Annotated in this window: 15 protein-coding genes and 2 pseudogenes; 12 read left to right on the forward strand and 5 right to left on the reverse strand. The window is 50.9% G+C overall.

Going from position 1 to position 15584, the window contains the following annotated elements:
* Window positions 1-257 precede the first annotated feature (257 nt).
* The 6 genes from A7C91_RS02735 (at window position 258) to A7C91_RS02760 (ending at window position 6079) form a co-directional block, all read left to right on the forward strand.
* Window positions 258-1274, forward strand: a complete 1017-nt coding sequence (locus tag A7C91_RS02735; protein WP_068664693.1) for a FecCD family ABC transporter permease — start codon at window positions 258-260, stop codon at window positions 1272-1274.
* The gene (locus A7C91_RS02740; RefSeq protein WP_068664695.1) at window positions 1271-1990 is read left to right on the forward strand and encodes an ABC transporter ATP-binding protein; all 720 of its coding nucleotides are present in this window, start codon (window positions 1271-1273) and stop codon (window positions 1988-1990) included. Before A7C91_RS02735 ends, A7C91_RS02740 begins: the two co-directional genes overlap by 4 nt.
* Window positions 1991-2036: 46 nt before the next feature.
* Window positions 2037-2639 carry an archaeal proteasome endopeptidase complex subunit beta gene (psmB, locus tag A7C91_RS02745; protein WP_068664697.1) on the forward strand — a complete coding sequence of 201 codons (603 nt, stop codon included), beginning with the start codon at window positions 2037-2039 and terminating at the stop codon, window positions 2637-2639.
* Between the two features lie 38 nt (window positions 2640-2677).
* Window positions 2678-3772: a hypothetical protein gene (locus tag A7C91_RS02750; protein ID WP_068664699.1), complete on the forward strand. Its 1095-nt coding sequence runs from the start codon at window positions 2678-2680 to the stop codon at window positions 3770-3772.
* On the forward strand, window positions 3769-4908 hold the full coding sequence (gene thrC / locus A7C91_RS02755) for a threonine synthase (protein WP_068664701.1): 1140 nt from the start codon (window positions 3769-3771) through the stop codon (window positions 4906-4908). Before A7C91_RS02750 ends, thrC begins: the two co-directional genes overlap by 4 nt.
* Before the next feature lie 379 nt (window positions 4909-5287).
* On the forward strand, window positions 5288-6079 hold the full coding sequence (locus A7C91_RS02760; protein WP_068664703.1) for a DODA-type extradiol aromatic ring-opening family dioxygenase: 792 nt from the start codon (window positions 5288-5290) through the stop codon (window positions 6077-6079).
* Here the strand turns inward: A7C91_RS02760 and A7C91_RS02765 are convergent.
* A pseudogene (locus A7C91_RS02765) lies at window positions 6076-6522 on the reverse strand (alanyl-tRNA editing protein). The gene A7C91_RS02760 and the pseudogene A7C91_RS02765 overlap by 4 nt on opposite strands.
* Window positions 6523-6730: 208 nt before the next feature.
* Here A7C91_RS02765 and A7C91_RS02770 point away from each other — a divergent pair.
* Both A7C91_RS02770 and A7C91_RS02775 read left to right on the forward strand, forming a co-directional pair.
* A complete protein-coding gene (locus A7C91_RS02770) occupies window positions 6731-8077 on the forward strand; it encodes a cyclic 2,3-diphosphoglycerate synthase (RefSeq protein ID WP_068664705.1) in 1347 nt (448 codons plus the stop codon).
* An 89-nt stretch (window positions 8078-8166) separates the two neighbouring features.
* A complete protein-coding gene (locus tag A7C91_RS02775; protein ID WP_068664707.1) occupies window positions 8167-8388 on the forward strand; it encodes a PLDc N-terminal domain-containing protein in 222 nt (73 codons plus the stop codon).
* 76 nt (window positions 8389-8464) lie between these two features.
* Here the strand turns inward: A7C91_RS02775 and A7C91_RS02780 are convergent.
* The 3 genes and pseudogenes from A7C91_RS02780 to A7C91_RS02795 all read right to left on the reverse strand — a co-directional run bounded on the left by A7C91_RS02780 (window position 8465) and on the right by A7C91_RS02795 (window position 11886).
* Window positions 8465-9699: pseudogene (locus A7C91_RS02780) on the reverse strand (RNA-guided endonuclease InsQ/TnpB family protein).
* Between the two features lie 606 nt (window positions 9700-10305).
* On the reverse strand, window positions 10306-10719 hold the full coding sequence (locus tag A7C91_RS02790) for a secondary thiamine-phosphate synthase enzyme YjbQ (RefSeq protein WP_068664711.1): 414 nt from the start codon (window positions 10717-10719) through the stop codon (window positions 10306-10308).
* 276 nt (window positions 10720-10995) lie between these two features.
* On the reverse strand, window positions 10996-11886 hold the full coding sequence (locus A7C91_RS02795) for a thiamine-phosphate synthase family protein (protein ID WP_068664713.1): 891 nt from the start codon (window positions 11884-11886) through the stop codon (window positions 10996-10998).
* A gap of 119 nt (window positions 11887-12005) precedes the next feature.
* On the opposite strand from A7C91_RS02795, the gene pyrB reads away from it, so the two are divergent.
* The 4 genes from pyrB (at window position 12006) to A7C91_RS02810 (ending at window position 14324) form a co-directional block, all read left to right on the forward strand.
* Window positions 12006-12932 carry an aspartate carbamoyltransferase gene (gene pyrB, locus A7C91_RS02800; protein ID WP_068664715.1) on the forward strand — a complete coding sequence of 309 codons (927 nt, stop codon included), beginning with the start codon at window positions 12006-12008 and terminating at the stop codon, window positions 12930-12932.
* Complete coding sequence (locus A7C91_RS11055; RefSeq protein ID WP_199920091.1) at window positions 12933-13100, forward strand: hypothetical protein; 168 nt, start codon at window positions 12933-12935, stop codon at window positions 13098-13100.
* Complete coding sequence (pyrI, locus tag A7C91_RS02805; RefSeq protein ID WP_068664717.1) at window positions 13101-13556, forward strand: aspartate carbamoyltransferase regulatory subunit; 456 nt, start codon at window positions 13101-13103, stop codon at window positions 13554-13556.
* Between the two features lie 204 nt (window positions 13557-13760).
* Complete coding sequence (locus A7C91_RS02810; protein ID WP_068664719.1) at window positions 13761-14324, forward strand: hypothetical protein; 564 nt, start codon at window positions 13761-13763, stop codon at window positions 14322-14324.
* Between the two features lie 391 nt (window positions 14325-14715).
* Here A7C91_RS02810 and A7C91_RS02815 read toward each other — a convergent pair whose 3' ends face one another.
* Window positions 14716-15255 (reverse strand): hypothetical protein, encoded by a 540-nt coding sequence (locus A7C91_RS02815; protein ID WP_199920092.1) that lies wholly within the window; start codon window positions 15253-15255, stop codon window positions 14716-14718.
* Between the last annotated feature and the right edge of the window lie 329 nt (window positions 15256-15584).

The raw sequence follows: 15584 nt of genomic DNA on the forward strand, positions 1-15584 counted from the left end.
GAATTAGACGGCGTATGTCTCGGAGGGTTCTGTGACAAAGCCCTCCGGAACGTTTCCCACGATTATCAAGGGAGGATGCGGGTGTGTGACTATTATTAGCGGTGATGCATATAGCGAAAACGAACCAAGAAACAGCACCAACACGAGAACTGCTAGGGATGTTCTAATCATAGGTCTCACTAGGGTATAATTATCGCTTCCAATCTATTTATACCTAACCCGAAAGCTTTAAACGAGTGGACAAATAATCCAGGCTCATGAGGAAGTGGCTTCCGGGGCTGATAGCCCTCTCCCTTATCGCCGGATTCCTCGGCATTTACATCGGATCAGTTAGCATCTCCCCATCCGACGTGACGGAGAGCGTGGCCTATGGGATAAAATCAATCCTGGCGCGTTTTTTCCCCTCGATAGAGCTCGGGGAAAAGCCAAAATACTTCATCATCATCTGGGAGCTCCGCCTCCCCCGGGTTCTCCTGGCTTACCTCGTGGGGATGGGTCTGGCATCCTCTGGAGTTGCCTCCCAGGCCCTCTTCAAGAACCCCCTGGCTGACCCATACATAATTGGAGTGAGCGCTGGAGCGGGCATAGGGGCGGCGCTTGCTGCCATATACGCGCCCACCCATATGGGCACATTCGCCCTCGCCTTCGCGCTTTTCTCTGTTTTTGTCGTTTACTCCGTTTCCCGCGTCGATGGTCACGTCCCCATTGATACCCTCCTCCTGGCAGGGATAGCCTACGGCTTCCTCGCCAGCGCTATCACGTGGTACCTCGTCATAAGCCAGGGAGAAAAGGCCCACGTCACCTGGATGTGGCTCATGGGGACGTTCAACGGCACGGGCTGGAAGGATGTCGGAGAGATGTTTGTCGTCGCACTCTTCGGAGTCGGGTTTCTCATCCTGAAATGGCGCGAGCTGAACCTGCTCCTCTTCGGTGAGGAGAGTATAGCCCTAGGCCTCGACGTGAACCTCTATCGGAAGCTCGTTATTGGAGTAATAGCGCTCCTCACGGCCTTCGCTGTCTCAACCGCTGGAATAATCGGATTCGTTGGTCTTGTCAGCCCGCACATAATGCGCCTCCTTCTTGGTCCGAACCATAAAGAGCTCACTCCCGCTTCAGCCCTCTTCGGCGGCGTTCTCCTTGTGGTGGCGGATTTGCTCGCTAGAACCGTTGCTAGGCCGACTGAATTGCCCGTCGGAATCATAACGGCCCTCATGGGCGCTCCTTTCTTCCTCTACCTGCTGACGAAGCACAAGAGGGGGGAGCGGTACTCATGATTCTTGAGGTTAAGCTCTCCTTCTCCTACAGCGGGAAGGAGGTCCTCAAGAACGTCGAGTTCACCACAGAGAAGGGTGAGCTTCTGGCGATAATCGGACCGAACGGCGCCGGAAAGAGCACACTTCTCAAGTCGATGGTGGGAATCTTGAGGCCAACAGGCTACGTGAAGCTCAACGGGACCGACCTGCTCTCGCTGAAGCCAAAGGAGAGGGCGAAGCTGATAACCTACGTTCCCCAGAGCTCCTATCCCGAGTTCGCCTTCACAATAGAGGAGTTCGTCGAGCTCGGAACCTACGCCACGCGCAGGGACATGAGGAGCGCCCTCAAGAGGGTGGACCTCTGGGAGAAACGGAAGGAGCAGATAACGAACTTAAGCGGCGGCGAGTACCAGCTGGCTCTGATAGCCCGGGCCCTCGCTCAGGGGAGCGAGGTTATTCTCCTTGACGAGCCGACTTCACACCTCGACATTAACCACGCGCTCAGGATAATGGAGCTCCTCCGCGAGCTGAGGGAAGAGAGGATAGTCATAACGGTTCTCCACGACTTAAACCTGGCACTCCGCTACGCTGAAAGGCTCATACTTATCCACGAGGGTAGGAAACGCTGGGATGGAGCGCCAGATGAGCTGAGTCCTGCCGTTATTGGGGAGGTCTATGGAATCAACGCAAAGATAGTTGAGGTTGACGGAGAGAGGCTCCTGCTCGCAAACCTCTAGCAAAGGTTTAAAACCTGCCGTGAGAATCAGTCTCAGGGGTGAGAGAATGGAAACGAAGAAGACTGGAACTACCACTGTGGGAATAAAGGTCAAGGACGGTGTCGTCCTAGCAGCCGATACTCAGGCTTCCCTCGACCACATGGTCGAAACCCTCAACATCAGGAAGATAGTCCCAATCACCGATAGGATAGCCATCACAACCGCCGGAAGCGTTGGAGACGTGCAGGCTTTAGCGAGAATGCTCGAGGCGGAGGCTCGCTATTACCAGTTCACCTGGGGCAGGCCGATGAGCACCAAGGCCATGGCCAACCTGCTCAGCAACATACTGAACGAGAACAAGTGGTTCCCATATCTTGTCCAGATCGTCATCGGCGGCTACGTCACTGAGCCAGAGCTGGCGAACCTGGATCCACTCGGCGGCTTGATATTCGACAACTACACCGCGACAGGCTCTGGCAGTCCATTCGCGATAGCCGTTCTTGAGGACGGCTATAAGGAAGACATGAGCATCGAAGAGGCCAAGGAACTCGCAGTGAAGGCCATCAGGACGGCAGGAAAGAGGGACGTCTACACCGGAAGCAAGAAGGTTCAGGTGGTCGTTATCACGAAGGACAGCATGGAGGAGGAGTTCGTCGAGTTCAAGGATTGAACCAAATCCCTTTTTAACTTCCTTTCCAAGTCAGTCTCATGCAGGAGAGAACCCAAAGATTAATCGCCCTGGCCCTCGTGCTGCTTCTAATTCCCGCCTTTTACGCAGTCGAGAAGGTTACGGTTACTCCCAACGTTGTTCTCGAGCAGGTAAGCGAGATTCTCACCCAGGTTCAGGAGATAAGGAACTTGACCTTCAAAGAAAAGCCCCAGATAATCGTAATCACGAAGAACGAGGCCCTCGCGATGTGGAAACCGTCCAAGGCAGACGTGGAGAGGATGAAAATAGAGGAGCTGACCTACAAGATGACCCTTCTCCTACAACCAGACTACCAGTATGCCAAGGAGGAAACCGAGCGCTCCGCCAACTGGATAGCAGCAACGGTAGGGGATAAGATATACGTCATCCAGGAGAACTTCCTGTCGAACCTCGACGTGGCCGAAAGAACAATAGCCCACGAGTCAATTCACGTCCTCCAAAAGCAGTGGTTCAACGCGAAGTACGGCGCATACACGCTCGACGGAACACTCGCGATAAGGGCCCTCGTGGAGGGCGACGCCGACCTCATAGCCGACATCTACTGCGAGCGGGGGGGCATTCCCATCTACAAGATACGCTCGCTAAGCGGCGACTCTCTCACAGACCTCAACATTTTCTCCTACGTCTTTGGAGACCGCTTCGTGAGGCACCTCTACGAGAAGGGCGGCTGGAAGCTGGTAAACGAGGCCTACAGAAATCCCCCAGTTTCAACCCAGCAGGTTATGCACCCCGAGCTATACTTCGAGAACGTGACACCCATTAACGTGAGCCTGAGCGCTCCAGAAAACTCGCGCGTTCTCCGCGACGACAGGATGGGAGAGTTCTACATTTACATCCTCATGAGGAACCACAGCTATGACAACGAGACCGCGTGGAACATCTCGTCCGCGTGGCGCGGTGATAGACTGCTCCTGACCCAGAACGCAAGCGGCTACACTCTCCAGTGGGCAGTCGTCTTCTCAAACAGCGCGAGTGCCATGGCTTTCGGGGAGGCGCTCGAGAAGATGACCAAGTATAATACCTACGCGAACTACACGATAAGGATAGACGGAAACTCGGTTCTCCTGATAGCGGAAAGGAGGGAAGGTCGTTGAAGCTCAGGTGTACAATCTGCGGCAGGGAGTACGATAGGCCCGTGCAGAGGTGTGAGTGCGGCGAGCCGGTAGAGTTTGAGCTCTTTCATGGAAAACCCTACATAGGAAAGACCGTGTGGGAGCGCTTTTACGACTTCTGGCCGGTCGAACCGGATCCCGAGCTGAGCCTCGGCGAAGGGGATACTCCGCTGATTAGGTCGAAGCTCGGAAATGAATTGGGAATAAAGCTCTATCTCAAGAACGAGACCGTCAATCCGACCTGGAGCTTCAAGGACAGGGGGACATTTTTGGCCATAAGCCACGCGGTGAAGGAAGGATACAAAGCCGTTGGAACCGTCTCAACAGGCAACATGGCCGCGAGCGTTGCTGCCTATGCTGCCAAGGCTGGCTTAAAGGCCAAAATCCTCGTCTCGGAGGAGGCCAGCAAGGAGAAGCTGAAGGCCGTTTCTGTTTATGGAGCTGACGTGATAAGGGTAAAAGGTGACTACGGGAGGCTCTACTTCAAAAGCCTTAAGCTCGGAGAGAGGCTCGGCGTCTATTTCATGAACTCGGACAACCCCCTCAGGGTGGAGGGCTACAAGGGAATAAGCTTCGAGATAGCTGAAGAGATCACGCCCGACTACGTTCTTATACCCACTTCTTCCGGCGGCCTTTTCAGAGGAGTTGCCAAAGGCTTCATTGAGCTCTTCGTGAGCGGGCTGATAGATAGAATCCCCACACTCGTTGCCGTTCAGGCTGAAGGCTGCTCGCCGATATGCAGAGCCTTCAAGGAGGGGAAGGAAAGGATCGAGCGCTTTGAAAGTCCAAAAACGATAGCCCATGCCATAGAGAACCCATACCCACCGAGCGGGAACGCTGTCTTGAAGCTCTTCCGTGAAATGGGCGGCCTTTGCGTTACAGTGAGCGACGAGGAAATCATAAAAGCCCAAGCGGAGCTTGCAAGAGAAGGCCTCTTCGTCCAGCCGTCGAGCGCCACCGGGATAGCGGCACTGAAAAAGCTCAACCTTCCAGAGGGTGTGAATGTCGTCTCCATACTCACAGGCTCCGGTTTGAAAGCTCTCTCAACGGCACCATTGGGTAAGGTAAGGGAGTGTTCTATCGAAAAGCTTAGAGAGTGTATCGAAAATAATTCATGAAAAATTTCCTCCCCAATCTTCTGTTTGCTTCGTTTTCTTCCTCATGAACATTTAGGTCATTACCAAAGAGAAAATATAGAGCCACCCGAGAAAAACCGTAATTGCGCCATAAAAAGCAATTAAAGGCATCGCAAGACCGTTTGTAAAATAGGCCTAGAAAGTTAGAATTCCCATCAGAAAACCGAAGGTGAAGATAATCATAAACCCAAGAAGTATATTGTAGCCACAACGCTCCATGAAGAGTCCAAAGTCTACACCGCCCACCCAATTTTTACATTAATGTAAAAGTTTATAAATTTTGGCCATGTGTGAGCGTTCAACGACCAGAAAGGTTGGTAAGAGGTATAAGCGCTGAAACATAAAAGGCACGGTGATGAAGATGCTGGTTGGGATAGGTCTCATGCCCCACGGAAATCCAGTTCTGGAACCCCCCGATGGGGAAACGAGAAAGCTCGCAGAGGTCCTCAGGAAGATAGGCGAGAAGCTCAGGGACGTTGACGCTTACATCCTCATCAGCCCCCACAACGTGAGAATGAGCGACCATCTCGGCGTCGTCTTGGCAGAGAACCTAATTTCGTGGCTTGGCTTTGAGGGGAAGGAACTGCCCGGTGAGTGGAAAACCGATAGGGAGCTTGCCGAAAAGGTTTACAGGACCGAGAAAGGGGCAGAAATGCCTGTCGTTGGCCTGAACTTCGCCGCTCTACGTGGCGAATACTCCCGCTGGCCGCTGAGCTGGGGGGAGCTCATACCTCTCCAGTTTCTCGAAAGGAAACCACTGGTTATCATAACCCCTGCCAGAAACGTAAGCCGGGAAACGCTCGTCAAGTTTGGAGAAGTCCTCGGTGATGTCATCGATACTGACAAGAGAAGGATAGCCCTGATAATCAGCGCCGACCACGGTCATGCCCACGACGAGGACGGACCCTACGGTTACAGGAAAGAAAGTGAAGAGTACGACAGGCTCATCATGAGGCTAATCAACGAGAACCGCCTCGAGGAACTGCTCAAAATCCCAGAGAAACTCGTGAAGAATGCCTTAGTGGACAGCTACTGGCAGATGCTGATAATGCTCGGAGCCATGAGGAAGGCGGAATTTGAGCTGGAAGGTTCAGCATACGCATGTCCAACCTACTTCGGCATGGCTGGGGCACTGTGGGTGAGGAAAAACTAAATGACCTCAAAGCTCACCTCAAGCAACCCCTTGCTTTTCCTGAACCTGACCTTTCTGATTCTTATCTCCCCGATTTCGCCCGTAGTTGCCGTGTGCTCCCCCTTACAGGCGTTCACGTTCCAGTTTTCAATGACGACGACTCTGAGGGTTTTGATTTCCGGAGGGATTGGAAAAAGGTCGTACATATCCTCGCCGAAGCATCTCTCCGCTTCCTCGCGAGGGGAATTGTATACCTAGACAGGGACGTTCTCCTTAACCTTCTCATTGGCAAGGCGCTCTATCTCGGTGATCTCCTCTTCACTTGGCTTTCTGTTGAACTTGACGACGAGCACTCCTCGGTTCCCCTTAACGTAGGTTGAGGCCATCCACTTTGCTCTCTCTCCGGGAACCTTAACAACGGCGCCCTTGACGATGTGCAGAGCGGTGTGAGTTCTCACCTCCATGACGATTCCCGAAACTAACTTCAAAGATCATTTATTAACATGACGGGTAATCCCGAAGCGGCGGAAGTTTGGCCTTTTCTGTGAGTTTTTCGGAATAAGGCTCAAGATTCCAAAAAGCATACGTGAAAGCCTTTCACGGGTAAACAAAAAGTGTTATAAGTCCTGACACTTGATACACTGATGGACAAAGTTTTAGGGGTGAACAAAAATGGCCGAGAAAAAAAAGAAAAGGGTTCTCATTCTTGGAGCGGCTGGAAGGGACTTCCACAATTTCAACGTCTTCTTCAGGGACAACCCCGAGTACGAGGTCGTTGCCTTCACCGCAACCCAGATTCCCGACATAGAGGGCAGGCTTTATCCGCCCGAGCTTGCCGGCGAGCTCTACCCGAACGGAATACCGATATGGAGCGAGGACGACCTTGAGAAGATAATCAAGGAGCATGACATTGATATCGTTGTCTTCGCCTACTCGGACGTCCCCCACGAGCACGTCATGCACCTCGCTTCTCGCGCTCACTCCGCTGGCGCTGACTTCTGGCTCCTCGGCCCGAAGAGCACCATGCTCAAGTCCAGCAAGCCGGTCATAGCGGTTACCGCCGTCAGAACCGGCTGTGGAAAGAGCCAGACCAGCAGAAAGGTCGCCCAGCTCCTCCAGGAGATGGGTTACAAGGTCGTCGCCATAAGACACCCAATGCCCTACGGTGACCTCAGGAAGCAGGTCGTCCAGAGGTTCGCGACCTTCGAGGACCTCGACAAGCACGAGTGCACCATCGAAGAGAGGGAGGAGTACGAGCCATACATCGAGAGAGGCATGGTCGTCTACGCGGGCGTTGACTACGAGAAGATCCTTCGCGAGGCCGAGAAAGAAGCTGACATAATCCTCTGGGACGGCGGAAACAATGACTTCCCGTTCTACGAGCCCGACCTCTGGATAGTCGTTACCGACCCCCACAGGCCAGGCCACGAGCTCAAGTACCACCCCGGTGAGACCAACTTCAGGGCTGCTGATGTCATAATCATCAACAAGATAGACACCGCCAACAGGGACGACATCCAGAAGGTCCGCGAGAGCATCGAGAAGGTCAACCCGAACGCCACTGTAATCGACGCCGCATCACCAATATTCGTTGACAACCCCGAGCTCATCAAGGGCAAGCGCGTTTTAGTGGTTGAGGATGGTCCGACCCTCACTCACGGCGGCATGAAGTACGGAGCTGGTTACGTTGCAGCTAAGAAGTTCGGTGGCAAGGAGATAATCGACCCGAGGCCCTACGCCGTCGGCTCAATCGTCGAGACCTACAAGAAGTACCCGCACCTCGACCTCATCCTTCCGGCGATGGGCTACGGCAAGAAGCAGATTAAGGAGCTCGAGGAGACCATCAACAGGGCCGACGCAGATGTGGTCATCATGGGTACACCAGTTGACCTCAGGCGCTTCATGAACCTCAACAAGCCGGCCGTCCGCGTCCGCTACGAACTCGAAGAAATCGGCCAGCCCAAGCTCAAGGACATCCTCAAGGAGTTCGTCGAAAAGTGCGAGAAGCTCAAGAAGTGAGCTTCTTAATCTCCCGTTTTCTTTTCCATACTATTAGCCAAAAGTAATCTTTTTATAAAAAGAGACCCACTCAATCTTTGGTGAATGCCATGACGGGGTCAGGAATATTTTTTGCACTATGGGGATTTGGATGGATTTTGGGCATTTTAGGCCTTGTCGCGATTGTGTGGGTGATCTACGACGTGCTGGTTAACCAGAAACGTATGCCCGACGTTGAGAAGGTGGTATGGATCATTGTAGCGCTCTTTCTCGGAATAATAGGCGCGATAATCTACTACGTTATCGTTAAGTCCAGCCACAAGTACGAGTAGCCGAGAGAGGAAAGTCCCTAATCCAACGATGACATTCCGGTTTACTGACCGGAAGCCTTTTAGGTATGACAACCAACTACCTCTGCCCGGGGAGCACCGCCGAAGGCGGAGTCAATGAACTTGGGCGGGTTATTACCGTCCCGCCGACTCCTTCCCTTTTTGTTACGGAAGAAGCCAGCTTCCCCGCCCTTGTCTTCATTGCGGGGCTTTCGAGTGGAACAGAAACTCCCCACATCTTCAGGGCTTTTAAACGAATATTCCAGGAGCCAACAACATCCCTGTCTGATTCAAACCCGCACTTGCAACTCAAAACCCTGTGCCCATTCGGGCTTAACTTACCCCCACATACCGGGCACAGGGAGGAAGTAAAAGCAGGATTAACAAAAACAACCTTAACACCCTTTAGTTTAGCCTTGTACTCAATAATACTCTGAAGCTTCCTAAAACTCCACCTGTGAAGACGACCATTCATCTTGAAGAATACCGTATCGAATTCCCTATTTCACTCAAATCCTCAAGAGCAATACCACCATATTCTTCAGCTAACTCAACAATCTTGTTAGCCAGCTTGTGATACAAGTCGTTAAACATGTCCCTCTCACGCTCGCCGTATTTTCTAAGCAACTTCTTCCTCCTCTTGCCAGTCTTAAGCTTTTTCTGGATTTTCCGTCTTTTCAAGTAATAACCAGTCCTGATTTCTCTCTCATGAGTGATAATTTGTACAAACTCCCCGTTTGGCAAGGCGAGGGTTACATTATTCTCGTTCAAATCAACGCCAACGAAAGCTTTAGGCTCTCAAATTTCAACCCCCTTCGAGAAGACAACGTTCAGAAAAACACCCTTCGGTGTTCTCCCTAACCAAGCCTGGCCAACTTTCCAGCCCTTGAACCGCTCATAATACTTGGCAGGATAAAACTCCAATTGGACTCTTCCCTGTGGGGTGGAGAGTTTGATTATTCCAGCCTCAACGCTGAGTTTGAAGAGATGGTCGTCCAACATGATGACTTCCTTCTTGAAGACGGGTTTACCATTGGCCTTTCCCTTCTTTTTCCTCTTCCTAAAGCTTTTGAAGATGGCTGTCGCCATTTGACAGGCCGTGTAAAGGTAATGGCTCGGAAGTTCCGGATACTCCTTCCGAAGGCTTTTGTATGTTTCTTTCTTCAGCCGGTAAAAGCTTGTTACATTGTTCTCAAACGCGTAAGTGATTAGGAAGTTCACAATTTCCCGGTAAGTGGAGAAGAGACTATCTAATCCGGCAGGAGTTTCTTTGAGCTTGAATTTTGCAGTCAGCTTAACCGTCTCTTTTTTCATTTCTCACTACCAAAATATAGAGATATTGTATTAACACTCAAAGTGGTCATTTGGATATTTAAATGTTGCGGAAGTCATAACCAGTGTTCAATACGCATCCAAGGTATGAAGGTTCCTAGTATTATACCCTCCGGGAGGAGGGATGAATCTCCATGAATAATTAATACCGGGGAATATTTGGTAACCCTTCTAGATCACGTGAAGGTTGAGGGTATCTATGACTAATTAGCTAGTACAAACAAAAGGGTAATTATGTTCAATACAGCTAAATCAGGCCTTTTAAGAAAAAAGTCCACTGAAATAACTTCTCCAAAGTCATTTCCTTTAGAAGGCATTAAGGAAATATCCATTCAAATAACAAACGATACCTTTTCGCTATATTATATTCGAATGCGTGCAAGGGATGCAAATCATGATATAGTCTTTAGTATTGGGATAAACCCAAAAATTGGCAGAAGTGACTTGAGAAAAGTTTACAGCATCCTCTGGACGACATTTGAAGGACTATCCAAACGATACAAAACAGATGCCAAAAGGAATAGCAACATTCTATTTCTAGACCAATATCAATGAAATCCCCTTTAAAGGAGCGAGAGCCGGGAGTTCTCACTCCCCCATGACCTGAACAACGACCTTTCTCCTCCTCGGCCTCACATCCAGCTCGACGAAGAATATCTGCTGCCATATCCCCCGGACGAGCTTTCCATCAACCACAGGAAAGCCCTCGCTCGCCCCGAGGAGCGTGGCCCTTATATGGGAGTGGGCGTTGTCGTCGATTCTGTCGTGAAGGTAGCCCTTGCCTTTGAGTATGAGCTCTCCCAGGACCCTCTTGAAGTCCTCCAAGAGACCTGACTCGTGCTCTATCGTAACTATCGCCCCAGTAGCGCCAGGAACGAAGACGAGGACCTGGCCGTTATTTATTCCCGACTCCTCGACAATTCTCTCAACCTCATGAGTTATGTCCACGAGATCAATCTCGCCCTTCGTTGTGAAGTGAAGCTCCTTCGTGACGACCTCCATACCACCACCCCAGAAGAACTCCAAAGCCAAATCCTATTAGATTTGCGGCCATGTCGTATGGCGAGAAGGTCCTGCCCGGGACGAATAGCTGGAGAAACTCGAGAAGGAAAGGCAGGGGAAGGAGGTAAAGAAAAGCCGGCCATCCGAGGAAACCTAAAGTGAGGAACTCCAAGAAATGGACCACCTTATCACCGTGGGCAACGGGGGCAGAGGGTGTTCTAGGGGAGAGATTGAGAATGAAAAGCAGAAGGATATAAAGGACGAGTAGCTTCCGCCTCAAAGGCCATTCACCAGCCTCTTGAGCTTCTCCACGACCTCAAAGGGATCCCTCCCAAAGAGGTAAACCACAGGCTCAACCCCAAAGCCACCCTCGTCCACCACGGCATCGTGGGTTCCATCCCTGAATGCATCTGCGATTATCTTAACGGCCTCGTCTTCCTCCAGCCCCCCGGTCTTAACCCTTGCAACTTTGAAACCCGCCCGTTCCAAGGCTAATTCAATGTCACTACCATAACGTATGTTCAGGACGCTCCTGACCTCTAGCCGAACCTTTCCAAGTTCCACGAGTATGCCAGCGGTGAAGCTGCTCGCGCCGAACTCGGGTGGCAAAGCGAAGGCCTTCCCCTTAACTGCCGTGATTCTCCCCGGAATGGCCGCGACGTCCTCAGAGCCTCCGGGGTTTGGAAGGGAATACGCGAAGTTGCTCCTGACCTCTGGAATAAGTGAGGGGAAAGCCTCGTTTCTAAGAAGCTCGTTGAGGGCCAAGTTAAGTCTCTCCAGTATCTCACCCCTTGCGGGTTGAGCTGAAAACAGCGACTTGCAAGCTTTCTCACTTATCCCGGCGTAGTCCGAATAAAACCTGCACAGAAAACCGCTCTGGAGGAGTTCGAAGAGCCTGCGGGAGGTCAAAACTATGGCGTCCTCTTTAGTTCCACCGAAGAGGATTAGCTTCGACACTTCGGAGGCGAGCTTTTCGAGCTCATCGGCGACCTCCTTTGGGGGAACCTTGTATTTCCCTGCAAGATACTTGCTCACCATAGCTTGGGTTATGCCGAGATACCCAGCTATCTGGGCCTGCTTCATGCCACTCTTATAAAGGTTCTCAGCTATCTTGGCCCTGATGAAAGGCATGAGCTCCTCGGCAACGTAGAGGCTCGGCGTCCTCATAGCATCACCCTAAAACCTGGTTATTGAATATTCGAACTGGGGTTTAAAGCGTTACTGTCAACAAGTTTATGTCAAAAAATGTTTAAAAACCCATCGATTTTTACATTGGAAGGGCACTTATGGAATGGAAAGGACGCGACGTGATAAGCGTTAGGGACTTCTCCAAGGAGGACATCGAGTTTGTTTTGAAGGTTGCCAAGAGACTCGAGAAAGAGCTCAACGAGAAGGGCTCGCTGGAGTACGCGAGGGGCAAAATTTTGGCCACACTCTTCTTCGAGCCCTCGACCAGAACAAGACTGAGCTTTGAGAGCGCCATGCACCGCCTCGGAGGCTCGGTCATAGGCTTCTCCTCTGCATCGAGTACTTCAGTGAAGAAGGGAGAAAGCTTAGCTGACACAATAAAAACCGTTGAGCAGTACAGCGACGTCATAGTGATAAGGCATCCAATAGAAGGAGCTGCACGATTAGCGGCCGAAGTGGCGGATATTCCCGTCATAAACGCCGGGGATGGAAGCAACCAGCATCCCACTCAAACGCTCCTCGACATTTACACTATAAAGCACACCTTCGGAAAAATCGACGGCCTCAAAATAGGCCTCCTCGGAGACTTGAAGTACGGGAGAACCGTCCACAGCCTGGCTGAAGCTTTAGCATTCTACGATGTGGAGCTCTACCTCATCTCGCCGGAGCTTCTGAGGATGCCGAAGCACATCGTCGAGGAGCTCAAAGAGAGGGGTGTACTGGTTCACGAGACAACCGATTTGGAGAAAACTATCGAAGAGCTCGATTTGCTCTACGTAACAAGGATTCAGAAGGAGCGCTTCCCAGACGAGCAGGAGTACCTCAAGGTCAAGGGAAGCTACCAGGTGAACTGCTCCCTTCTCAAGAACGCCAAGGAAGGCCTGAAGGTCATGCACCCACTCCCGAGGGTGGACGAGATTCACCCAGAGGCAGACAAGACGCCCCACGCGCTCTACTTCAGGCAGGTCTTCTCGGGCGTTCCAGTGAGGATGGCTTTGCTCGGATTAACGTTGGGGGTGTTATGAGTGGCCTCTTTAACCAAGCATCCCCCTCAGAACATATGGAGTGGGGATGCGTTTGAAGGGGAGCCCGTAGTGGAGACTCCCGAACTTCTGCCATCCATTAAAGACGCTCGAACGAGAGTAAGAGAGGCGCTTGCGAAGGCAAGGGCTGAAGTCCTGGGGGTGCTGTGAATGGCCGAGCTCAAGGTTACCGCGATTAAGGAAGGAACCGTTATAGACCATATTCCGGCCGGAAAGGGCCTCAAGGTCATCGAGATACTCCACCTAAACATGCTTAAAGGGGGAGTTTTGCTCCTTGCCTCAAACGTCCACAGCAAAAAACTCGGCAAGAAGGACATCGTCAAGGTTGAAGGCCGCTTCCTGAGCGAAGAGGAGGTCAACAAGATAGCTCTGATAGCTCCAACGGTCACAGTAAACATAGTGAGGAACTACAAGGTAACCGAGAAGTTCAAGGTCGAGATTCCGGAGGAGATAAGCGGAATCCTCCGCTGCGCCAATCCCAATTGCGTCAGCAACCACGAATACGTCACTTCAAAGTTCTACGTCGTCTCAAGGGAGCCTCTGAAGGTGCGCTGCCATTACTGCGAGAGGACAATGGAGGAAAGTGAAATTCTGAGCAACCTCTAAGAACGGCTTATAATCCCCCACCCCTTATTTTTAATTGTGGGTGGTATGAAAAGAGCCATCGCTGTGTTAGTAATTGCGTTCATTCTTATCGTGAGCATAGTAGGATTCGTTTACGGGGAGAGCCCATCAAAGACAGGCCCATTGGAACTCAGATCACAAAAAACAAGGAGGGCGTTAGGATATATGCAATGATCGAAAACAAAAATGCCGCCTTTGAGGTGGCTCTTTTTAATCATCAAGATTGGTGAGGTAAAGATAAACGAGACCAACGTTTCAATGCTGGCTTACATAGGAGCGCCCGGGAGGGTTATGTTCAAGATTAAAGGATGGACAATCAACTGGAACAGCATTGAATTCGACGTCAGTGGAAAAGTAACCGTAAACACAGAGGCTGGAAAGACCTACCTGGTAACGCTGGAGCCCGTCCACGAGCCAGGCATCTTTGTTATGAGACTCGACGAAAAGCTCAGCGGCGTCATCGGCCGGGACGTATCAACCATCAGATTTCTCGATGATTCCACAGCTGTAGTGGATATCCTTGCGCAGGCAGGCTTTCCCACCGAGCTCACTGTCAACAAAGAGCTGAGGGAGAAGTACTTTAACCTATGGAAGGAAACCGGGAACCTGAGCTACCTCCGGGCATACGGGGATTTAAGCTACCACATCAAAACACTCGGCCTGATGGCCAAGCTTGGCAACCTCGATGGGCCCTCAGTCAGGACTTTAGTTCTGGACCTCAGGGCCACGGATTATTACTACTACCACTGAAGCGAGCAGGAAAGGAAAGACCTGATCCTTGTCTTCTTCAATGACTTCCCATACTACGATGCGCTCAAAGTCCATGACGGCCCGATTTGGAGCAGGCTGCCCTTCATCTACTACACCGCGAGTGCTGTTTCGTAGGTAGTAACGAGTGAAATATTTGGTAATTTTTGTTTTTCGAAATTTTTAAATGGTTTTGGAGGATAAGTGGTAGTGATGTAACTCGATATGTGGGGTTGTAAGCCCGAATGGGGGCCGTTGACTGAAGATGTGCCCCCGCTCCCCCGAAAGCCAGCCGATGAGCAGAGGCTGGAAGGTTACCCGCTACAATCACAGGTCCCAAAAGTAGCGGGTAACCAGAACGGTTACCCGTCTTCTGAACATCCTGCATGTTCATTCAATTTCTCATCTCCTCCAGCAGTTCTTCGAGGGTTCTTGTATATATTCCCTCTCCCAAGGCGTCAGCAATAACCTGCTCGATTATTGCCAGCCTGTACCCTCCTATGTCTATCGTATAGCTAAAAACATCCTCATCATAGGAGTAGAACCTGATTGGGTAACCCTCCCGTTTGATTCCAATTCGTTTCAGCTTTTCAAAGTCTTCCCTTTTGATGTAAGCCGTTCCAAAGCTCGGCTCCAGAACCTTTCCAAGAACCCATAACGCCGACGTACCAGAGAACACCACAAAGTCTCTGACATTTTTCGGCCTCACCCTGTAGGTTACCCCCTTAATGACCTGGAATATCTTCCTCTTTTCCTCTCCCCAGGTATAGAGGAGAGCTTTTTTATCGACAACCCTTATTTTCCCCGTCTCCAAAATTATCGCACCGTTGCTCTCCAATGATCTGAGAATTCTGTAAAGATAAGGCCTGTTAACCTTAAATTTGGCCAGAAGCTCTTTGACAGAAATTTCTTCTTTAACCGCCAGCTCTCTCAATAACATGCAGATTTCGATTATAAAGGAGGGCGATATTGCCCCGCTATAGAGGAGCTAAAACAAAAGTTGTGGAGGGCACAAAAAGAAAAAGACGTTATGATGCAGAAACAAATCGAGAGAGAACTGGAGTACTATCTACAGAGGAAAATCCTGATAACAATAGCCGATAATTATGTTAATCTCAGAAGAAGGGGAATAAAACATTAAAAAGAGAACCGGAGACACACCCACTCATCCGCCCCCTCCTGTCATCGGACGGGCTTCACAGGGGAGCGGGTGGAATGAGTTGTTTTCTAACATCAATTACTGTTCCCAATAGTTCGTATTGA

Origin of the sequence: Thermococcus piezophilus (assembly GCF_001647085.1) — an archaeon.
GTDB lineage: Archaea > Methanobacteriota_B > Thermococci > Thermococcales > Thermococcaceae > Thermococcus > Thermococcus piezophilus.